The organism is Azohydromonas australica DSM 1124, assembly GCF_000430725.1.
Classification (GTDB): Bacteria; Pseudomonadota; Gammaproteobacteria; order Burkholderiales; family Burkholderiaceae_C; genus Azohydromonas; species Azohydromonas australica.
Genome location: NZ_AUMO01000038.1, coordinates 149,973 through 169,933 on the forward strand (window position 1 = coordinate 149,973; position 19,961 = coordinate 169,933).

Below are 19,961 nucleotides of genomic sequence, written 5' to 3' on the forward strand. Positions count from 1 at the left end.
AGCGATCAAGATTTTGAAATCCAGGGAAATCACCGAGATGGCGTTCGACTGGGGTCAACCCTCAGGGTCGTTTCTTATGCAACGTCACCCTGAAAATCCGCTGCCTGGTAATAGGTTTCAGAACCTCGTCGCATCCATCCTGCCTCGTGATACGGCGGACCCGGGCACTTCCAGAAGCTCGTCAAGAGGCCCCTGGAAACCTAGGGAAAGCGCTTATCCGGATTTCTCGGTTATTGACCGCAGTCAATCGTTTTTGAGGGGTGCACGTCCGACATTGAGCCCGCCACCAACGGCCCCAATACCGAGGAGCGCAACCCATGAACCCGCAACACCAGGCTTCAGTAGCCTCTGCCGAAACTCCACGCGGCCCGATGTTCCGATGGGGACAGCTGCTGATAGGCGTCCTGTGCATGGCGATGATCGCCAACCTGCAATACGGATGGACCTTGTTCGTCAACCCGATCTCAGACAAGTACGGCTGGTCCCGGGCAGCCATCCAGATCGCCTTCACCATCTTCGTCCTGACCGAAACCTGGCTGGTACCCGTCGAGGGCTACCTGGTTGACAAGTTCGGCCCCCGGCCGGTCGTGCTGGGCGGCGGCCTGATGTGCGGCCTGGGCTGGGTCATGAACTCCTATGCCGACACCTTGACGATGCTGTACTTCGCAGCGGCGGTCAGCGGCATCGGTGCCGGTGCCGTGTACGGCACCTGCGTCGGCAACGCGCTGAAGTGGTTCCCCGACCGCCGAGGGCTGGCGGCGGGCATCACGGCCGCGGGCTTTGGCGCAGGCTCGGCGCTGACCATCCTGCCCATCACGGCGATGATCAAGTCCAGCGGCTATGAGAACGCCTTCTTCTACTTCGGCATCGGCCAGGGCCTGATCGTGATGCTGGCGGCGCTGGCGCTGCTGGACCCGAACAAGGTCATGAAGACCATGAAGACGGCGGCCACGACGCTGCAGCAGTCGCGCCGCGACTACGCGCCTTCCGAGGTGCTGCGCAAGCCGGTCTTCTGGGTGATGTACCTGATGTTCGTGATGGTGGCGGCCGGCGGCCTGATGGCCACCGCGCAGCTCGCGCCGATCGCCAAGGACTTCAAGATCGCCGACGTATCGGTGAGCATCATGGGTCTGGCGCTGCCGGCGCTGACCTTCGCCATGGCCATCGACCGCGTGCTCAACGGCCTGACGCGTCCGTTCTTCGGCTGGGTCTCGGACAAGATCGGCCGCGAGCAGACCATGTTCGTCGCCTTTGCCGTCGAGGCCGCAAGCATCTACGGCCTGTACCAACTCGGCCACAACCCGCTGGCCTTCGTGCTGCTCACCGGCCTGGTGTTCTTTGCCTGGGGTGAGATCTACAGCCTGTTCCCCTCCACCTGCGCCGACACCTTCGGCTCCAAGTTTGCCGCTTCCAATGCCGGCATGCTCTACACCGCCAAGGGCACTGCCTCGCTGCTGGTGCCCCTGTCCAGCGTGCTGGTGACCTCCAGCGGCAGCTGGGAGACGGTGTTCACCGTGGCTGCCGTGATGAACGCCGTGGCCGCGCTGATGGCCTGGTTCGTGCTGCGCCCGATGCGCCGCACGTTCATCGAGCAGGCCCGCCAGGACGGGGCAGCGCAGCAGGCCAAGGACAGCAAGTCCTACGCCGGCGCGGCCTGACGCTCCAGTCACCACGCCCGTATCCGCCGGCCTTCACGGTCCGGCAAGAGCGGGGCTGCGCCCACGGATGTCCGGGATAACCCGGCATCCGGGGCCGCAATCCTCCCCTGAAGGTTGCAATCACAACGACGCGATCAATTTTTGAAAATTGACCGCAGTCAATGGAACAAAACGGGACACCGGGCGAAAGTTCCCACAAGCCCGGTCCCGATCCCAGACCCACGGCGACATCGCACAGCCACCATCGAAGCACGAGGAACCAAATGTCTATCGTCAGCGAAAAGTCCCCGGCCACCCGCGTGGCAGCCCTGGCCACCGGCGCGGTGGAGCTGAACGAAGCGCCCGGCGGGCAAGAGCAGGAGCAGCAGCTCACCGACGGCTTCCATCTCGTCATCGACGCGCTCAAGCTCAACGGCATCGACACCATCTACGGCCTGCCCGGCATTCCCATCACCGACCTGACCCGCCTGGCCCAGGCCGAGGGCCTGCGCGTCATCTCCTTCCGCCACGAGCAGAACGCCGGCCACGCCGCGGCGGCCGCCGGCTTCCTGACGCAGAAGCCGGGCATCTGCCTCACCGTCTCGGCGCCCGGCTTCCTCAACGGCCTGACCGCGCTGGCCAACGCCACGACCAACTGCTTCCCGATGATCCTGATCAGCGGCTCCAGCGAGCGCGAGATCGTGGACCTGCAGCAGGGCGACTACGAGGAGATGGACCAGCTCAATGCCGCCAAGCCCTTCTGCAAGGCCGCCTTCCGCGTGCTGCACGCCCAGGACATCGGCATCGGCATCGCACGCGCCATCCGCGCCGCGGTGTCCGGCCGTCCCGGCGGCGTGTACCTGGACCTGCCGGCCAAGCTGTTCTCGCAGACCATGGAGGCCGAGGCCGGCCGCCGCTCGCTGGTCGAGGTGCGCGACCCGGCACCGCGCCAGCTGCCCGCGCCCGACACCGTGGCGCGCGCGCTGGACCTGCTCAAGGGCGCCAAGCGGCCGCTGATCCTGCTGGGCAAGGGCGCGGCCTACGCCCAGGCCGACGCCGAGATCCGCCAGCTGATCGAGCGCACCGGCATCCCGTACCTGCCAATGTCCATGGCCAAGGGCCTGCTGCCTGACACGCACGTGCAGTCGGCCGCCGCGGCGCGCTCCTACGTGCTGGCCGAGGCCGACGTGGTGATGCTGGTGGGCGCGCGGCTGAACTGGCTGCTGTCGCACGGCAAGGGCAAGACCTGGGGCGCCGAGCCGAAGAAGTTCATCCAGATCGACATCTCGCCCACCGAGATCGACAGCAACGTGCCCATCAGCGCGCCGCTGATCGGCGACATCGGCTCCTGCGTCTCGGCGCTGCTGGACGGCGTCGGTGCGGGCTGGCAGAAGCCGCCGTCGGAGTGGACCAGCGCCATCGCGCAGCGCAAGGACAAGAACCTGTCCAAGATGGCGCAGACGCTGGAGGCCACCACCACGGGGCCGATGAACTTCCACAGCGCGCTGGGCGTGATCCGCAAGGTGGTGCAGGAGCGCCCGGACGCGATGGTGGTCAACGAGGGCGCCAACACGCTGGACTTCGCCCGCAGCATCGTGGACATGTACGAGCCCCGCAAGCGCCTGGACGTTGGCACCTGGGGCGTGATGGGCATCGGCATGGGCTTCGCCGTCGCGGCGGCGGTGACCACCGGCAAGCCCGTCATCGCCATCGAGGGTGACAGCGCCTTCGGCTTCAGCGGCATGGAGGTCGAAACCATCTGCCGCTACGAGCTGCCCGTGTGCATCGTCGTCTTCAACAACAACGGCGTCTACAAGGGCACGGACGTGAACCAGTCCGGCGGCGCCGACCCGGCACCCACGGTGTTCGTCAAGAACGCCCGCTACGACTTGATGATGACCGCCTTCGGCGGCCACGGCGTCACCGTGGTGACGCCCGACGAGCTCGGCCGCGCCATGCGCGAGGCCGTGGCCTCCGGCCGGCCCACGCTGATCAACGCCGTCATCGACGAGACGGCCGGCACTGAGAGCGGCCGCATCACCAACCTGAATCCGACCCGCGCGGCTACCAAGAAGTAAGCCGCTTCTCTTCACACCTCACTGCACCCATTGGTCAAGGAGCGAATCATGACGACGAAACCTCTCGAAGGCATCCGCATCATCGACTTCACGCACGTGCAGGCCGGCCCGGCGTGCACCCAGCTGCTGGCGTGGTTCGGCGCCGACGTGATCAAGGTCGAGCGCCCGGGCTCGGGCGATGTCACCCGCAACCAGTTGCGCGACATCCCCGATGCCGACGCGCTCTACTTCACCATGCTCAACAGCAACAAGCGCTCGCTGACGCTGGACACCAAGACGGCCGAGGGCAAGGAAGTGTTGGAAAAGCTCATCCGCTGCTCCGACGTGATGGTGGAGAACTTCGGCCCTGGCGCGCTGGACCGCATGGGCTTCACCTGGGAGCGCATCCTGGAGCTGAACCCTAAGATGATCCTGGCGTCCGTGAAGGGCTTCAGCGACGGCCACCACTACTCGGACCTGAAGGTCTACGAGAACGTGGCGCAGTGCGCCGGCGGCGCGGCCTCCACCACCGGCTTCTGGGACGGCCCGCCCACCGTGAGCGCCGCCGCGCTGGGTGACTCCAACACCGGCATGCACCTGGCCATCGGCATCCTCACCGCGCTGCGCGGGCGCGACAAGACCGGCAAGGGACAGAAGGTCGCCGTGTCGATGCAGGACGCCGTGCTCAACCTGTGCCGCGTGAAGCTGCGCGACCAGCAGCGCCTGGAGCGCGTGGGCTACCTCAAGGAGTACCCGCAGTACCCGCACGGTACCTTCACTGACGTGGTGCCGCGCGGCGGCAACGCCGGCGGCGGCGGCCAGCCGGGCTGGGTGCTCAAGTGCAAGGGCTGGGAAACCGACCCCAACGCCTACATCTACTTCACGGTGCAGGACCACGCCTGGCCGCCGATCTGCCGCGCGCTGGGCCGCCCGGAGTGGATCGACGACCCGGCGTACAAGACGCCCGACGCGCGCCAGCCGCACATCTTCGAGATCTTCAAGACCATCGAGGAGTGGCTGTCGGACAAGACCAAGTACGAGGCCGTGGACATCCTGCGCAAGTTCGACATCCCGTGCTCGCCGGTGCTGTCGATGAAGGAGATCGCCAACGACGAGAGCCTGCGCAAGAGCGGCTCCATCGTGGAGGTGGAGCACAAGAAGCGCGGCAAGTACCTCACCGTGGGCAGCCCGATCAAGTTCTCGGACCTCAAGCCCGAGATCACCGGCTCGCCGCTGCTGGGCGAGCACACCGACGAGGTGCTGGCCGAGCTGGGCTACGACGCCGACAAGATCGCCACCTTCCACGCCGTCGGCGTGGTCTGAGGCCCACGGCGGAGACACGACCATGCGCCCCGTCGTCCGTCTTCAATCGCCTGCACCGCAGGGCGCGATAGACCATGCGGCCTATCTCGCCCGAGGGGGCTACCGCCTCCTTAAGCGCTGCATCGCGGGCGAGATCGAGTCCGACATGGTGCTGCAGAGCGTCGGCGACAGCGGGCTGCGCGGCGTGCACGGGCCGGCCGCCGTGGAGTGGGAGCGCGTGCACGGCGCGCCCACGCCGCGGGCGATGGAGGTGTGCGCCGCGGCGGTCGGGCCGGCAGGCCTGGCCGAGCGCGCGCTGCTGGAGCGCGACCCCCACCGCTGCTTCGAGGGCATGCTCATCGCGGCCTGGGCCGTCGGTGCGTCACGCATCCGCCTGCTCGTGCGCGGCGGGCCGGCGGCGCTGCGCGCCATGCTCGCGGCGGAGCTGCTGAAGCTGCGCGATCGCCGGCCCTACCCGGGCATGCCGGAGATCGTGCTGGGCTTCGACGATGCGCCGCCTTCCGACGATGGCCTGCCCACGCTGCGGCAAGGCATCCAGACGCTCTACTGGGTGCCGGACATCCTGGAGCGTGGCGCGGCGTGGTTCGCGTCGCAGGCGCAATGCCGCAGGTGGGCCAGCGCGTGATGCGTTTCCCGCGCCGGCCTCGAACGCCTGGAGCCCGCTCGGACTGAGGTAGCGAAGTCCGGGCGGGCTCTTTGGTCTTTCGGACTCAGCCGTCGGCACCGGGCTTCGGCTTCACTTCGCCATCTCCCCCACATACCGCCGCGCATAGCGCGCGCCCAGGCTGGTGAGGATCTCGTAGCCGATGGTGCCCGCCTGCGTGGCCACGGCGTCCACGCCCTGCCGTTCGCCGATCAGGTCGACCAGGCTGCCGGGCTGCAGCGCCCCGTCGGGCAGCGCGCTGGCGTCCAGCGTGATGGTGTCCATCGACACCTTGCCCACCAGCGGCAGCGCCACGCCGCCCGTCCAAGCGCAGCCCCGGTTGCTCAGGGAACGCAGCCAGCCGTCGGCATAGCCCACCGCCACCGTCGCGATGCGCGTCCGTTGACCGCTGCTGTGCCAGCTGTGGCCGTAGCCCACCGGCGTGCCGGGCTCGATCTCGCGCGTCTGGATCACCTTGCCCTGCAGCCGCACCACCGGCCGCATCGGGTTGTCGGCACCCGCCACCGGCGCCACGCCGTACAGCGCCGCGCCGGGTCGCACCAGGTCGAAGTGGTAGTCCTCGCCCAGGAAGATGCCCGAAGAGTTGGCCAGGCTCGCCGGTGCGGCCGGCAGCAGTCGCCGCGCGGCCAGGAAGCGCTCCAGCTGCGCCCGGTTGGCTGGGTGCGCCTGGTCCTCGGCGCACGCCAGGTGGCTCATCACCCCTGCCACGCGAATGCCTGCCAGGGCCTGCGCGTCGCTGGCCAGGGCGCGCAGTTCCTCGGCCGACAGGCCCAGCCGTGCCATGCCGGTGTCCACCTGCACGAAGGCGGGCAGCTCGCGGTCCAACCGATGCGCCAGCGCACGCCAGGCGGCGATCTGCGCGGCGCTGTTGAGCACCGGCAGCACGCCATGCGCCACGAACTCGGCTTCGGCGCCCGGGGTGGGGCCGTGCAGCACGATGAGCGTCGCGCCGACCGGCAGCACGGGCTTGAGCGCCAGCGCCTCGTCCAGGTGCGCCACGAAGAAGTCGCGGCAGCCGGCGTCGGCCAGCACCGGCGCCACCCGGGCGGCGCCCAGCCCGTAGGCGTCAGCCTTCAGCACCGCCGCGCAACGGGCGCTGCCGGCGCGCTCGCGCAGCTGGCGCCAGTTGTCGCGGATGGCCCCCAGGTCGACGCTCAGCACCGCGCCGGCCGTGTCCTGCCAGAAGGGGCGGCTCATCGCGCCGACCCGGCGGTCCGGCCCGTGAAGCGCGCGGGCACGCCCTGGCGCTCGAAGTAGTCCTGCGTCACCTTGCGCACCACCGGCGCCAGCAGCACCAGCGACACCAGGTTCGGGAAGGCCATGAACGCGTTGAGCGTGTCGGACACCAGCCACACGAAGTCCAGGTGCGTCACCGCGCCCACCAGCACGAAGCCCGTCCACACCAGCCGGTACGGCTTCTCGACCGAGGTGCCGACCAGGTACTCCCAGCATTTCTCGCCGTAGTAGGCCCAGCCCAGGATGGTGGTGTAGGCAAAGATGACGATCGCCACGGCCAGGAAGTGGGCGCCGAAGCCGGGCAGGGCGGTCTCGAAGGCGCTGGAGCTCAGCACCGCGCCCTTGAGCCCGCTGTTCCAGGCGCCGGTGACGATGAGCACCAGACCGGTCATCGTGCAGACGATGAGCGTGTCGATGAAGGTGCCCATCATCCCGATCAGGCCCGATTCGGCGGCGTGGCGCGAGCGGCCCGCGGCCTGCGCGATGCCGGCCGTGCCCAGGCCCGCCTCGTTGGAGAAGATGCCCCGCGCCACGCCGTAGCGCATCGCCATCATCACCGCCGCGCCGGCAAAGCCGCCGGTGGCCGCGGTCGGGTTGAAGGCGTGGTGGAAGATCAGCCCGAAGGCGGCCGGGATCTGCTCGGCATACAGGCCCAGCACCGTCAGCGATACCACCACGTAGCCCACGCACATGAACGGCACGAGCTTTTCGGCCACCGCGCCGATGCGCTTGACGCCGCCCAGCAGCACGAAGCCGGTGAGCACCATCATCACCACGCCGGAGGCCCAGGGCGAGATGCCGAAGCTCGACGACATCACCTCGGCAATGCTGTTGGACTGCACCATGTTGCCGATGCCGAAGCCGGCCAGCCCGCCAAAGATCGCGAAGGCCGTGCCCAGCCAGCGCCAGCGCTTGCCCAGGCCGTTCTTGATGGCGTACATCGGCCCGCCGACCTGCTCGCCGTGGTCGTCGGTCTCGCGGAAATGCACCGCCAGCACCACCTCGGCGTACTTGGTGGCCATGCCCACCAGCGCCGTCATCCACATCCAGAACAGGGCGCCCGGGCCGCCGATGGCGATCGCCGTGGCGACGCCGGCAATGTTGCCGATGCCCACCGTGGCCGCCAGCGCCGTCATCAGCGCCGCGTAGGGGCTGATCTCGCCCGCGGCGCCGTCAGCCGGGCGCCGGCCGCGCCAGACCATCAGGAAGCCGGTGCCGATGCGGCGGATGGGCATCAGCTTCAGGCTCAGCTGCAGGAACAGGCCGGTGCCCAGGATCAGCACCAGCATCGGCGGACCCCAGACGAAATCGTTGATGGCCGTGACGACCGCGGTAATGGTTTCCACAGGATGTCTCCTCTATTGGTATGTGTGGAAGCGGTGGGAAAAGGGGAAGGCCCAGCCGGGTGGGCTGGGCGCTCCTGGGCAGGCCCGGCGGCTGATGGCTGCCGGGCCTTGCCGCGCGCGTACGCGCCCGTGCACGAGGCACGGCTTGAAAAGACTCAGCTCTTGCGAGCCAGTGCCGGCTGCGCCGCCGGCACATGCACGGACCGGGCGCCGCGCCCATAGCGCGCGACGGTCAGCCCGTCCATGCTGATCTCGGGCTCACGCCCGCTGATGAGGTCGGCCATGGCGCGGCCGGTGCCGGCGGCCATGGTCCAGCCGAGCGTGCCGTGGCCGGTGCTCAGGAAGAGGTTGTCGATGTCGGTGCCGCCGACGATGGGCGTGCCGTCCGGCGTCATCGGCCGCAGGCCAGTCCAGAACTCGGCGCGCGCCACGTCGCCGCCGCGCGGGAACAGGTCGCTGACCACGAACTCCAGCGTGCGCCGGCGCGCCTCGGCCAGGTTCAGGTCGAAACCCGAAAGCTGCGCCGTGCCGCCGACGCGGATGCGGTCGCCCAGCCGCGTCACCGCGACCTTGTGCGTCTCGTCCATGACGGTCGATTCCGGCGCGCCGGTAGCGTCGGTGATGGGCACGGTGATGGAGAAGCCCTTGACCGGATAGACCGGCACGTCGATGCCCAGCGGCTTGAGCATCTTCGTGGAGTAGCTGCCCAGCGCCACCACGTAGCGGTCGGCGCGCAGCACGCCGGCGTCGGTGTGCACGCCGGTGATGCGGCTGCCGCTGCGCTCCAGGCCGTGGATGCCCACGCCGAAGCGGAACTTCGCACCGCGCGCCTCGGCCATGCGCGCCAGCGCCTGCGTGAACTTGAAGCAGTCGCCGGTCTCGTCGCCGGGCAGGCGCAGCGCGCCCACGAACTTGTGCTGCGTGTCGGCCAGGCCGGGCTCGACCTGCACGAAGCCGGCGCGGTCCAGCAACTCGAAGGGCACGCCGTACTGCTTGAGGATCTCGATGTCGGAGGCGGTGGCGTCGAGCTGCTTCTGCGTGCGGAACAGTTGCAGCGTGCCCTGGGCGCGGTCGTCGTACTGGATGCCGGTTTCCTCGCGCAGCGCGCGCAGGCAGTCGCGGCTGTACTCGGCCAGGCGCACCATGCGGCTCTTGTTGAGGCGGTAGGCGTCCTCGGTGCAGTTGCGCAGCATCGCCAGCATCCAGCGCCACAGCGCCGGGTCCAGCGAGGGCTTGATGACGAGCGGGCGGTGGTGCATCAGCAACCACTTGATGGCCTTGAGCGGCACGCCCGGCCCCGCCCAGGGCGACGAGTAGCCGGGCGACACCTCGCCGGCATTGGCGAAGCTGGTTTCCAGCGCCGGGCCGGGCTGCCGGTCCACCACCGTCACCTCGTGGCCGGCACGGCTGAGGTAGTACGCCACCGAGGTCCCGATCACACCGCTGCCCAATACCAACACACGCATGGCCGTCCGTCCTGAAGAGAAGAGCGCCCCCGCGGGACGCGTTGCGCTCCCTATCGCAACGCCCATGCCAACTCAGAAAGCTCAATGAAATCAACAGGTTGCGAAAACCGAGCTTGCGCTGAAGGCTTATCTTGTACGCAAATCGATACAGCACACGGCTCCGAGCCGCATGCCACTGGCAAAAAATCCTTTTAAAACAATAGCTTGCTTACTACGTAGCGAATTCAATACACTGTCCGCAATTCAATACGCACCCGAGCATGCGCATCGACGTTTCTTTCGCCGACCGCGTCGGCATCGCCCAGGAAATCCTGTTCAAGCTGGCGCGGCGCTCGCTCGACGTGTCGGCGGTGGAGGTGGAGCCGCCGCATCTCTACATCGAGGCACCGGCACTGGACGCCGCGGGCCTGGAACAGCTGCGCCGCGAGCTGCTGGAGGTCACGGGCGTCGAGTCGGTGGAGGTGCTGGCCATGCTGCCCGGGGTACGCCGGCGGCTGTACCTGGATGCGTTGCTGGCCTCGCAGCAGGACCCGGTGCTGGCCGTCGATGCCGACGGGGTGATCGTGGTGGCCAATGCGGCGGCGGTGGCCGCCAGCCGGCTGCCGGAGCAGCGCCTGATCGGCCTGTCGCTGAGGGAGCTCATCGGCGACGCGGCACTGGCCGAGACGCTGCTGGCCAAGGGCTACCGGCTGGCGCCCACCGAGGTGCACATCGCCGGTGAGCCGTTCATGTTCGACAGCGTGGCGCTGCACGAGCCCGGCGGCTCGGTGGCCGGTGCCGTGCTGACGCTGCACGCGCCGCACCGCATCGGCGAGCGGCTGAGCGCGCTGCAGAACTACAGCGCCGGCGGCTTCGAGTCGATCCTGGGCGAGTCGCCGGCCATCCGCCAGCTCAAGCAGCGCGCGGCGCGCATGGCGCAGGTGGACGCGCCGCTGCTCATCCACGGCGAAACGGGCACCGGCAAGGAGCTGCTGGCGCATGCCTGCCATGCCGGCAGCCGGCGGCGCGGCGAGCCCTTCTTCGCGCTCAACTGCGCGGCGCTGCCCGAGAGCCTTGCCGAGAGCGAGCTGTTCGGCTATGCGCCGGGGGCCTTCACCGGTGCGCTGCGCAGCGGCAAGCCCGGGCTGCTGGAGCTGGCCGACGGCGGCACCGTGTTCCTGGACGAGGTGGGCGAGATGTCGCCCTACCTGCAGGCCAAGCTGCTGCGCTTCCTAAATGACGGCAGCTTCCGGCGCGTCGGCGGCGACCGGGAGCTCAAGGCCGACGTGCGCATCATCAGCGCCACGCACCGCGCGCTGGAGCAGATGGTTGCTGCCGGCAACTTCAGGCAGGACCTGCTGTTCCGCCTGGACGTGCTGCACCTGCAGGTGCCGCCGCTGCGCGAGCGCAGGGAGGACATCGTGCCGCTGGCCGAGGTGTTCGTGGCCCGCGCCTGCGCCCAGACCGGGCGGCCCACGGCGCGGCTGACGCCGGCCGCGCGCGCCGCGCTGCTGGCCAATCCGTGGCCCGGCAACCTGCGCCAGCTGCAGAACGTGATCTTCCGCGCCGTGACCATGAGCGAGGCCGCGATGATCGACGTGGACGACCTGGAGCTGGCCGGCGCCGGGGCCGATCCCGGCACACCGGCGCTCGAAGCCGTCGGCACGCTGGACGAGGCGGTGGCCGGCTACGAAAAGGCGCTGCTGGAGCGGCTGTATCCGCAGTTCCCGTCCACGCGCAAGCTGGCCGAGCGGCTGGGGGCCTCGCACTCGGCCATCGCGCAGCGGCTGCGCCGGTACGGCATCGGCCCGCGCTAGCCGCTCAGATCTTGCCGCGCTGCTTGAGCCGGCTCAGCGTCTCGGCCGTGAGGTTCAGGTGCGCGGCCAGCTCCTTGCGCGGGATCTGCTCGCTGACGTCGGGATGCTTTCGCATGAAACGATGCACGCGGCCGGGCGCGTCTAGCAGGTGCAGCGTGATCGTGTGCGCCATGATCTCGCTCATGATGCGCATCACGTGGTACTCGAACACCGCCTTGAACTTCGGGTGCCGGTCCATGAACTCGACCCACCTGGGCATCGGCAGCTTGGCCACGCGCCCCTTGTTCACGCCGATGATGCTGTAGGGCGTGGGCGTGTTCAGCCGCCACGCGGCGTAGCTGGTCTCGATGTCGTTCTGGCCCGCGAAGCGCAGGATCATCTCCTTGGCATCGGCGTTCGTGACCGCGCGCTTGAGCACGCCGTCGAGGATGAAGTACTGCTCCATCTCGTGCACGCCCTGGTGCAGCAGGTAGTCGCCCTTGTTGAAGTCGCGCACTTCGAGCATCGCCTCCAGCTCGTCGCGCTCACCGTCGCTCATCTCCTTGAGCACGATGTTCTGCTTCAGCTGCACGTGAATGACGTTGCGCTGCCGGTGGTTCTCTACGGAGGAAGTCAGAGCAGTCACTGCTTACCACCCTGGGGTATTTACTGATGGGACCGCTTGACCGCAGTCAACGGCGAAAAGAAGAGCGGATTTCTACCATAGCTCCCAAGTTGGTTGGACAGCCGTCCATCCACACCATAGGAGCGTGACGATGAAGAGACCTCTGGGAAGTAGCTGCATCAGCAACTTCACGCCGGCCCGTGCCGCTGCCGGCAACGTCGCCACCTTCCACGCCGCCGGCGTGGCCTGAGTCTTGAAGGAGACGGCCATGGCTGCAGTCGATTTCGAACAGCTGGTTCGGTCCATGGGTGACGCGGTGGTCGTCACGGACGGCAAGGGCGACATCGTCCTGTGGAACGCGGCGGCCACGCGCATCTTCGGCTTCAGCGAAGCCGAGGCGCTGGGCCGCTCGCTCGACATCATCATTCCCGAGCGCCAGCGCGGCCGCCACTGGGACGGCTACGAGAAGACGATGAGCAGCGGACAGACGCGCTACGGCAGCACGTTGCTGCGCGTGCCGGCGCTGCACAAGGACGGCCACACGCTGTCCATCGCCTTCACGGTGGCGCTGCTCAAGGCAGAGCAGGGCCAGGTCGAAGGCGTGGGCGCCATCATCCGCGACGAGACCTCCCGCTTCCAGGACGAGCGCGCGCTGCGCAAGCGCATCACCGAGCTGGAAGCCCGCCTGGCGCAGCCCGGCGACACCGCATGAGCGCGACGCACGCGCACCACACCGATCAACGCATCAACAGGGGTCACACATGAGCAAGGCTTTGAGCGGCGTCCGCATCCTGGACTTCACGCACGTCCAGTCGGGTCCCACCTGTACCCAGCTCCTGGCTTGGCTGGGCGCCGACGTGATCAAGGTGGAGCGCCCCGGCGAGGGCGACGCCACGCGCGGGCAGCTGCGCGACATCCCGGGCGTGGACAGCCTCTACTTCACGATGCTCAACCACAACAAGCGCTCGGTGACGCTCAACACCAAGAAGCCCAAGGGCAAGCAGGTGCTGGAGACGCTGATCAAGCAGTGCGACGTGCTGGTCGAGAACTTCGCGCCCGGCGCGATGGAGCGCATGGGGCTGAGCTGGGAGCACATCAACAAGCTCAACCCGCGCATGATCGTCGCCTCGGTCAAGGGCTTCGGCCCGGGCCGCTACGAGGACTGCAAGGTCTACGAGAACGTGGCGCAGTGCGCCGGCGGCGCGGCCTCGACCACGGGCTTCGAGGACGGCCCGCCCGTGGTGACCGGTGCGCAGATCGGCGACAGCGGCACCGGGCTGCACCTGGCGCTGGGCATCCTCGCCGCGCTGTACCAGCGCACGCACAGCGGCCGCGGCCAGAAGGTGCTGGCCCCGATGCAGGACGCGGTGCTGAACCTGTGCCGCGTGAAGCTGCGCGACCAGCAGCGCCTGGAGCGCACCGGCTCGCTGCACGAGTACCCGCAGTACCCGGACGGCAAGTTCGGCGAGGCCGTTCCGCGCGCCGGCAATGCCTCGGGCGGCGGGCAGCCGGGGTGGATCCTGCGCTGCAAGGGCTGGGAGACCGACCCCAACGCCTACATCTACTTCATCACGCAGGCGGCGGTGTGGCCGTCGGTGTGCAAGGTGATCGGCGAGGAGGGCTGGATCACCGACGAGGCGTACGCGACGCCGCAGGCGCGGCTGCTGCACCTCAAGCCCATCTTCGCGCGCATCGAACAGTGGACGATGACCAAGACCAAGTTCGAGGCGATGGAGATCCTCAACGAGTACGACATCCCCTGCGGTCCGATCCTGTCCATGAAGGAGATCGCCGAGGACCCGTGGCTGCGCAAGAGCGGCACGGTGGTGGAGGTGGAGCATCCGACGCGGGGCAAGCACCTCACGGTGGGCAACCCGATCAAGCTCTCCGACAGCCCGACCGAAGTCCTGCGCGCGCCGCTGCTGGGCGAGCACACCGAGGAGGTGCTCATGGAGCTGGGCTACGACGCCCACGACCTCGAAGTGCTGCGGGCGGACGGCGCGATCTGAAGCCGGGCCGCCGGCCGACACGCCCCGACCCACTGCTTCGTCATTCCCGTGCAAGGCGCTGCCCATGGCAGCCGCCTGAGCGGGAATGACAAGGTCTATTTGCGTCCGGCCATCGGCGGCGGCAAGAGTTTTTCCTGTTCCTGAATTTGTCCGTGAATGTCCCGCTGCGTTGGACATTCAGGCCCCGTCGCGCCCAGAAAACCATAAACGGCCATTTATCGTCAAACCAAAAACAATTAACTGTCCTATATCCACGCAGCTCCCTACAGTGGTTTTGTCCATCCCGATACTCTCAAGGAGAAGGCCATGTTCAACGACCTGCCGCCGGAATTCCGGACCGAGGAAATCGAGCGCAACGCCTACAACGCGGCGTTCTACGAGCTGGGACTGCGCTGGTTCTGGGACACCGAAACCTATGCCGGCCTGCTGCGCCACAGCCCTGAAGCGGAGACCCGGATCCGCCACTACCTCCAGACCCGCCAGCCGCACCTGCTGACCGCCTATGACGCGGACTTTCTGGCCCGGGCGATCCAGGAGTGCATGCAGCGCCACAAGCCGTGCGCGCTCCCCTCGTGCGACTGGTCCAAGCTGACCGGTTGCGAGCTCGGCATCTGAGACGGAAGGCGGTGCCGCGATGGCCATCCTCGTCAACAAGCACAGCCGCGTGATCCTGCAGGGCGGCGACGACGGCTCCGGGCCGGGTTGCAGCGCCGCCTGGCGCGCCGGCGGCAGCGCGGGCCGCTCCCGCTTCCATGCCGGCGTGGCCTACGGCGACCCGGTGGAGCACCTGCCCGACGGGCTGCCGATGTTCGGCAGCGTGCGGGAGGCCAAGGCCTGGGCCGCGGCCACCGTCTCGGTGATCTGCGTGCCGCCGGCCCATGCCGCCGACGCGATCGAGGAGGCCGTCGAGGCCGGCATCGGCCTGGTGCTGTGCATGACCGAGGGCGTCCCGGCGCCGGACCTGCAGCGCGTGCAGCGCCGGCTCCGCGGCAGCTCCACGCGGCTGCTGGCCGGCTGCAGCGGCGTGGTCACGCCGGGGGAGATCCACCTCGGCGCGATTCCCGGCCACGGCCTGCAGCGCGGGCGCATCGGCGTGCTGTCCAGCTCGCCCATCCTGATCAGCCTGGCGGCCACCCAGCTCGCCACCTACGGGCTCGGCGAGTCCACGGTGGTGGCGCTGGGCCACGGCGGCGCCGAAGAGGTGGCCGGCCTGCGCCCGGTGGAGCTGCTGCGCCTGTTCGAGGCCGATCCCGGCACGGACGCCGTGCTCGTGGCCGGCAGCCTGGGCGCCGACGCAGACACCGAGTGCGCGCACTGGATCGAGCAGTGGATGCGCAAGCCCGTCGTGATGTTCAAGCCGGGCCTGGGCGTGCGGCCCAAGGGCGTGGCCGTCACGCGCCATCCCGGCGCGATGGGCGAACTCGTCGCCGCGGCCGTACAGCCCGCCTGCCTGCCTTTCGACTGAATCCGAACCGAGCTGCGAGGAGCCTTCATGCACACCCTCTGGATCCGCTACGAATTCGACGGCCGCCCGGGCTTCGGCCGGCTCGACGGCGAACGCGTGCACGAGCACGCCGGCGACCTGTTCACCCGCCACGAGGCCACCGGCCGCAGCTTCAGGCTGGCCGACGTGCGCCTGCTCGCGCCCACGCAGCCGAGCAAGGTGGTCGCGATGTGGAACAACTTCGGCGCGCTGCGCGCCAAGCTGGGCCTGGGGCTGCCCGAGGAGCCGCTGTACCTGCTGAAGTCGCCCAACTCGTGGTCGGCGCACGGGGAGCCCATCGCCGTGCCGCGCTGCGGCGGCAAGGTGGTGTTCGAGGGCGAGCTGGGCATCGTCATCGGCCGCCGCTGCAGCGGCGCGAGCGAGGCGCAGGCCCTGGAGGCCGTCTTTGGCTACACCTGCGCCAACGACGTGACGCAGGCCGAGATCCTCAACCGCGACGCCTCCTTCGCCCAGTGGACGCGCGCCAAGGGCTTCGACACCTTCTGCCCCATGGGGCCGGCCATCGCCACCGGGCTGGATCCGCAGTCGCTGCGCGTGCGGACGCTGCTCGACGGCCAGGTGCGCCAGGACTACCCGATCAGCGACATGACCTTCCCCGTGCCGCGGCTGGTGAGCCTGATCTCGCAGGACATGACCCTGCTGCCCGGCGACGTGATCCTGTGCGGCACCTCGGTGGGCGTGGGCTCCATGAAGCCCGGCAGCCTGGTCGAGGTCGAGATCGAGGGCATCGGCCGCCTCAGCAACCGCCTGGGCTGAAGCCCGGCCCCAGATTTCAACCACAGGAGAGCTTGTCCATGAAGATCGCAATCATCGGCGCCGGCGCGATCGGCGGCCTGGTCGGCGCCAAGCTGGCCCTCGCGGGCGAGGACGTCACCTTCATCGTGCGTGGCCGCAACCTGGAGGCCATCCGCGAGCACGGCATCAAGCTGGTCACCGCCGACGGCTGGGAACACACGGCCAGCGAGGTGCGCGCCACCGACGACTACGCCGAGGCCGGGCCGCAGGACCTGGTGATCCTGGCGATGAAGGCCCACCAGGTGGAGCCCGTGGTCGCCGAGCTGCCCAAGCTGCTCGGCCCCGAGACCGCGATCGTCACGATGCAGAACGGCATCCCCTACTGGTACTTCCAGCGCCACGGCGGCCGCTTCGAGGGCACGCGCGTGAGCAGCGTCGACCCGAACGGCGCCATCGCCGCGGGCATCCCGGCCGAGCGCGTCATCGGCTGCGTGGTCTATCCGGCGTCGGAGCTGGTGGCGCCGGGGGTGATCCGGCATGTGGAGGGCGACCGCTTCCCGCTGGGCGAGCTCGACGGCAGCACCACGCCGCGCGTGCAGGCCATCGCGCGCTGCTTCGAGAACGCCGGCTTCAAGGCGCCGGTGCTCGACAACATCCGGGCCGAGATCTGGCTCAAGCTGTGGGGCAACCTGACCTTCAACCCGATCAGCAGCCTCACGCACTCGACGCTGGAGGACATCTGCCGCTTCCCGCTGTCGCGCGGGCTGGCCGCGTCCATGATGCGCGAGGCCCAGGAGGTGGCGCACAAGCTGGACATCAGCTTCCGCGTGCCGCTGGAAAAGCGCATCGCCGGCGCCGAGAAGGTGGGCAAGCACAAGACCTCGATGCTGCAGGACGTCGAGGCCGGGCGCGAACCGGAGATCGACGCGCTGGTGGGCTCGGTGGTGGAGCTGGCGCGGCTGACGGACACGCCGACACCGCACATCGACGCCGTGCACATCCTGGTCAAGCTCCTGGCCCGGACCATGAGCGAGCAGCGCGGGCAGGTGCGGCTGCTGGAAACGGAGCGGCTGGCGGCCTGAGCCGGACCGGCAGGCGGGCCAACCCAGGGCGCATGGCGGCTGACCAGGACACTGCAACGTGAAGCACGCGACCTTCAGGCAGCTCAAGGTGTTCGAGTCGGTGGCCCGGCACCTGAGCTACTCGCGTGCGGCCGAGGAGCTGTACCTGACGCAGCCCGCCGTCTCCATACAGGTGCGCAAGCTGGAGGAACACGCCGGGCACCCGCTGTTCGAGCAGTTCGGCAAGAAGGTGTACCTGACGCCCGCGGGCACCGAGCTGCTGCACATCAGCCGGTCGATCATCCTGCAGTTCGAAGCCGCCGAGGCCGCGATGGCGCAGTTCAGCGGCGTCTCGGGCGGCAAGCTCAACGTGGGCGTGATCAGCGCGGGGGACTACTTCTTTCCCCGGCTGCTGGTGGACTTCGTGGGCCGGCACCCCGGCGTGCAGCTCAACTTCACGGTGCACAACCGGGACGGCCTGCTGGCGCACATCGCCGAGAACCGGACCGACCTCGCGGTGATGGTGCGGCCCCCGCAGGACCTCGACATCGTGCACGAGGCCTTCGCGCCGCACCCCTACGTGATCGTCGCGCCGCCGGGCCACCCGCTGGCCGGGCGCCCGCGGCTGGAGCTGGGCGAGGTCATGCGCCAGCCCTTTCTGGTGCGCGAGCGCGGCTCGGACACGTGGAAGTCAATGCAGGAGGGTTTTGGTGGCGACCTGTCGGGTCTCAACATCGCGATGGAGATCCGCAGCACCGAGACCATCAAGCAGGCCGTGATGGCCGGCATGGGACTGAGCTTCCTGTCGGCGCACACGATCTCGCGCGAGCTGGCATCGGGCAGCCTGTGTGCGCTCGATGTCCAGGGTTTCCCGCTGATGCTCCACTGGTACGTGGTGCATCGCCAGGGCAAGCGCCTGCCGCCGGTGGCGCAGGCGTTCAAGGAGTTCCTGATCAGCGACGGTGCGCCACTGATCAGGCGGATCGTCCCATTCGGGGAGGGCTGATCAACGCTTGAAGGCTTGCAGCACCAGGCGCTTGTGGTTGCGCTTGTGCAACAGCTCGCGCACCGCGTGATAGACGATGCCGATGGGCATGGCCGCGAAAAGTTCGCTCCAGGCAGCGTTCGGGGAAGCCGTTTGCGTGCGCGAATAAGTGTTCGACGACGAAATGGTGGTGGACTTCATATTCGACTCGGCTTGGTTTTGGAGGGTTGAGAAGAAGTTTAGGGGTAAACCCGATTGGCAAACAAGAGTCCCGCCATTCGCGTTGTGGGTTATTTCGCACTTCAGCCTGTTCCTGGCGGCTGTTGGGTGCTGATGTATTTGTAATCGTAAATGGTTCAGGAGGCTAGCCATGCTGATTGGAGTACCGCTGGAGACGGCGGCTGGAGAAACTCGCGTCGCCGCGACCCCGGAAGCTGCGAAAAAGCTCAAGGCCCAGGGCCACCAGCTTTTCGTGCAGTCCGGCGCCGGCGTGGCCGCCGCCGCACCCGACGCGGCCTACCGCGCCGCGGGGGCCGAGGTGGTGGACGCGAAGGCGGCCCTGGGTTGCGACCTGGTGCTCAAGGTCCGCTCACCCGACCCGGACGAGCTGGCGCTGATGAAGCGCGGCGCCACCGTGGTCGGCATGCTCAACCCCTTCGACCGCGAAGGCCTGGAGCGCCTGGCCGCCGCCGGCGTGACCGGCTTCGCGCTGGAGGCCGCACCGCGCACCACGCGCGCGCAGAGCATGGACGTGCTCTCGTCACAGGCCAACATCGCCGGCTACAAGGCCGTGATCATCGCGGCCGACCGCTATCAAAAATTCTTCCCGATGCTCATGACTGCCGCGGGCACCGTGAAGGCCGCGCGCGTGGTGATCCTGGGTGTGGGCGTGGCGGGGCTGCAGGCCATTGCCACGGCCAAGCGGCTCGGGGCGGTGATCGAGGCTTCCGACGTGCGCCCCTCCGTCAAGGAGCAGGTCGAGTCGCTGGGCGCCAAGTTCATCGACGTGCCCTACGAGACGGCCGAGGAGAAGGAAGCGGCCGAGGGCGTGGGCGGCTATGCGCGCCCGATGCCCGAGAGCTGGCTGGCAAGGCAGCGCGCCGAGGTGGCCAAGCGCGTGGCGGCGGCCGACGTGGTGATCTCCACGGCGCTCATTCCCGGACGCCCGGCGCCGAAGCTGGTGTCGGCGGAGATGGTGCAGTCCATGAAGCCCGGCTCGGTGGTCGTGGACCTCGCGGCGGCCAACGGCGGCAACTGCGCGCTGACGGTGCCCGGGCAGATCGTGCAGGCGCACGGCGTGACGATCGTCGGCGAGACCAACCTGCCCGCGCTCGTGGCGGCGGACGCCTCGGCGCTGTACGCGCGCAACGTGCTGGACTTCCTGAAGCTCGTGCTGCCCAAGGATGCGACCAGCGTCAACGTGCCCATGGATGACGACATCGTGGCCGCGTGCCTGATGACGCAGGACGGCCAAGTCAAGAGGAGCTGAAGCCGTGGAAGTCTCACACACCATCATCAATCTGATCATCTTCGTGCTG

The 19,961-nt window shown here is 68.5% G+C and carries 18 protein-coding genes; 13 read left to right on the forward strand and 5 right to left on the reverse strand.

What is annotated here, in order from left to right:
- Positions 1 to 317: 317 nt before the first annotated feature.
- The 4 genes from oxlT (at position 318) to H537_RS41595 (ending at position 5,642) form a co-directional block, all read left to right on the forward strand.
- A complete protein-coding gene (gene oxlT, locus H537_RS41590; RefSeq protein WP_051242047.1) occupies positions 318 to 1,658 on the forward strand; it encodes an oxalate/formate MFS antiporter in 1,341 nt (446 codons plus the stop codon).
- 263 nt (positions 1,659 to 1,921) lie between these two features.
- A complete protein-coding gene (gene oxc, locus H537_RS0106500) occupies positions 1,922 to 3,715 on the forward strand; it encodes an oxalyl-CoA decarboxylase (protein WP_084150484.1) in 1,794 nt (597 codons plus the stop codon).
- Positions 3,716 to 3,763: 48 nt separating this feature from the next.
- Positions 3,764 to 5,017, forward strand: a complete 1,254-nt coding sequence (frc, locus tag H537_RS0106505; RefSeq protein WP_028997245.1) for a formyl-CoA transferase — start codon at positions 3,764 to 3,766, stop codon at positions 5,015 to 5,017.
- Positions 5,018 to 5,039: 22 nt separating this feature from the next.
- A complete protein-coding gene (locus H537_RS41595; RefSeq protein ID WP_156901470.1) occupies positions 5,040 to 5,642 on the forward strand; it encodes a hypothetical protein in 603 nt (200 codons plus the stop codon).
- A gap of 111 nt (positions 5,643 to 5,753) precedes the next feature.
- Here H537_RS41595 and alr read toward each other — a convergent pair whose 3' ends face one another.
- The 3 genes from alr to H537_RS0106525 all read right to left on the reverse strand — a co-directional run bounded on the left by alr (position 5,754) and on the right by H537_RS0106525 (position 9,729).
- A complete protein-coding gene (gene alr / locus H537_RS0106515; protein WP_028997247.1) occupies positions 5,754 to 6,878 on the reverse strand; it encodes an alanine racemase in 1,125 nt (374 codons plus the stop codon).
- A complete protein-coding gene (locus H537_RS41600; protein ID WP_051242049.1) occupies positions 6,875 to 8,263 on the reverse strand; it encodes an alanine/glycine:cation symporter family protein in 1,389 nt (462 codons plus the stop codon). Before H537_RS41600 ends, alr begins: the two co-directional genes overlap by 4 nt.
- Before the next feature lie 155 nt (positions 8,264 to 8,418).
- Positions 8,419 to 9,729, reverse strand: coding sequence for a D-amino acid dehydrogenase (locus tag H537_RS0106525; RefSeq protein WP_028997248.1), 1,311 nt, complete (start codon positions 9,727 to 9,729; stop codon positions 8,419 to 8,421).
- A gap of 260 nt (positions 9,730 to 9,989) precedes the next feature.
- Here H537_RS0106525 and H537_RS0106530 point away from each other — a divergent pair, with 260 nt between their 5' ends.
- The gene (locus tag H537_RS0106530) at positions 9,990 to 11,525 is read left to right on the forward strand and encodes a sigma 54-interacting transcriptional regulator (RefSeq protein ID WP_028997249.1); all 1,536 of its coding nucleotides are present in this window, start codon (positions 9,990 to 9,992) and stop codon (positions 11,523 to 11,525) included.
- A gap of 4 nt (positions 11,526 to 11,529) precedes the next feature.
- On the opposite strand, the gene H537_RS0106535 is transcribed toward H537_RS0106530, so the two are convergent.
- Complete coding sequence (locus H537_RS0106535) at positions 11,530 to 12,150, reverse strand: Crp/Fnr family transcriptional regulator (RefSeq protein WP_028997250.1); 621 nt, start codon at positions 12,148 to 12,150, stop codon at positions 11,530 to 11,532.
- Positions 12,151 to 12,397: 247 nt separating this feature from the next.
- Between H537_RS0106535 and H537_RS0106540 the strand changes: the two genes are divergently transcribed.
- From H537_RS0106540 to H537_RS0106570, 7 genes are all read left to right on the forward strand, one after another.
- Positions 12,398 to 12,841 (forward strand): PAS domain-containing protein, encoded by a 444-nt coding sequence (locus H537_RS0106540; protein ID WP_043458310.1) that lies wholly within the window; start codon positions 12,398 to 12,400, stop codon positions 12,839 to 12,841.
- Positions 12,842 to 12,890: 49 nt separating this feature from the next.
- Positions 12,891 to 14,138 (forward strand): formyl-CoA transferase, encoded by a 1,248-nt coding sequence (gene frc / locus H537_RS0106545; protein ID WP_028997252.1) that lies wholly within the window; start codon positions 12,891 to 12,893, stop codon positions 14,136 to 14,138.
- Between the two features lie 306 nt (positions 14,139 to 14,444).
- Positions 14,445 to 14,753 carry an HAD family hydrolase gene (locus tag H537_RS0106550; protein WP_028997253.1) on the forward strand — a complete coding sequence of 103 codons (309 nt, stop codon included), beginning with the start codon at positions 14,445 to 14,447 and terminating at the stop codon, positions 14,751 to 14,753.
- A gap of 19 nt (positions 14,754 to 14,772) precedes the next feature.
- On the forward strand, positions 14,773 to 15,603 hold the full coding sequence (locus H537_RS0106555; protein WP_028997254.1) for a hypothetical protein: 831 nt from the start codon (positions 14,773 to 14,775) through the stop codon (positions 15,601 to 15,603).
- A gap of 27 nt (positions 15,604 to 15,630) precedes the next feature.
- Positions 15,631 to 16,398 carry a fumarylacetoacetate hydrolase family protein gene (locus tag H537_RS0106560; RefSeq protein WP_028997255.1) on the forward strand — a complete coding sequence of 256 codons (768 nt, stop codon included), beginning with the start codon at positions 15,631 to 15,633 and terminating at the stop codon, positions 16,396 to 16,398.
- A 38-nt stretch (positions 16,399 to 16,436) separates the two neighbouring features.
- Positions 16,437 to 17,459, forward strand: coding sequence for a 2-dehydropantoate 2-reductase (locus H537_RS0106565; protein WP_028997256.1), 1,023 nt, complete (start codon positions 16,437 to 16,439; stop codon positions 17,457 to 17,459).
- 58 nt (positions 17,460 to 17,517) lie between these two features.
- A complete protein-coding gene (locus H537_RS0106570; protein WP_028997257.1) occupies positions 17,518 to 18,444 on the forward strand; it encodes a LysR substrate-binding domain-containing protein in 927 nt (308 codons plus the stop codon).
- On the opposite strand, the gene H537_RS52415 is transcribed toward H537_RS0106570, so the two are convergent.
- The gene (locus tag H537_RS52415) at positions 18,445 to 18,624 is read right to left on the reverse strand and encodes a hypothetical protein (protein ID WP_028997258.1); all 180 of its coding nucleotides are present in this window, start codon (positions 18,622 to 18,624) and stop codon (positions 18,445 to 18,447) included.
- 169 nt (positions 18,625 to 18,793) lie between these two features.
- On the opposite strand from H537_RS52415, the gene H537_RS0106580 reads away from it, so the two are divergent.
- Complete coding sequence (locus H537_RS0106580; protein ID WP_028997259.1) at positions 18,794 to 19,912, forward strand: Re/Si-specific NAD(P)(+) transhydrogenase subunit alpha; 1,119 nt, start codon at positions 18,794 to 18,796, stop codon at positions 19,910 to 19,912.
- Positions 19,913 to 19,961 lie beyond the last annotated feature (49 nt).

Excerpts from the sequence above, each read along its gene's own strand:
- oxlT (WP_051242047.1), top strand. The coding sequence starts at position 318 with ATGAACCCGCAACACCAGGCTTCAGTAGCCTCTGCCGAAACTCCACGC.
- oxc (WP_084150484.1), top strand. The coding sequence starts at position 1,922 with ATGTCTATCGTCAGCGAAAAGTCCCCGGCCACCCGCGTGGCAGCCCTG.
- frc (WP_028997245.1), top strand. The coding sequence starts at position 3,764 with ATGACGACGAAACCTCTCGAAGGCATCCGCATCATCGACTTCACGCAC.
- H537_RS41595 (WP_156901470.1), top strand. The coding sequence starts at position 5,040 with ATGCGCCCCGTCGTCCGTCTTCAATCGCCTGCACCGCAGGGCGCGATA.
- alr (WP_028997247.1), bottom strand. The coding sequence starts at position 6,878 with ATGAGCCGCCCCTTCTGGCAGGACACGGCCGGCGCGGTGCTGAGCGTC.
- H537_RS0106525 (WP_028997248.1), bottom strand. The coding sequence starts at position 9,729 with ATGCGTGTGTTGGTATTGGGCAGCGGTGTGATCGGGACCTCGGTGGCG.
- H537_RS0106530 (WP_028997249.1), top strand. The coding sequence starts at position 9,990 with ATGCGCATCGACGTTTCTTTCGCCGACCGCGTCGGCATCGCCCAGGAA.
- H537_RS0106540 (WP_043458310.1), top strand. The coding sequence starts at position 12,398 with ATGGCTGCAGTCGATTTCGAACAGCTGGTTCGGTCCATGGGTGACGCG.
- frc (WP_028997252.1), top strand. The coding sequence starts at position 12,891 with ATGAGCAAGGCTTTGAGCGGCGTCCGCATCCTGGACTTCACGCACGTC.
- H537_RS0106550 (WP_028997253.1), top strand. The coding sequence starts at position 14,445 with ATGTTCAACGACCTGCCGCCGGAATTCCGGACCGAGGAAATCGAGCGC.
- H537_RS0106555 (WP_028997254.1), top strand. The coding sequence starts at position 14,773 with ATGGCCATCCTCGTCAACAAGCACAGCCGCGTGATCCTGCAGGGCGGC.
- H537_RS0106560 (WP_028997255.1), top strand. The coding sequence starts at position 15,631 with ATGCACACCCTCTGGATCCGCTACGAATTCGACGGCCGCCCGGGCTTC.
- H537_RS0106565 (WP_028997256.1), top strand. The coding sequence starts at position 16,437 with ATGAAGATCGCAATCATCGGCGCCGGCGCGATCGGCGGCCTGGTCGGC.
- H537_RS52415 (WP_028997258.1), bottom strand. The coding sequence starts at position 18,624 with ATGAAGTCCACCACCATTTCGTCGTCGAACACTTATTCGCGCACGCAA.
- H537_RS0106580 (WP_028997259.1), top strand. The coding sequence starts at position 18,794 with ATGCTGATTGGAGTACCGCTGGAGACGGCGGCTGGAGAAACTCGCGTC.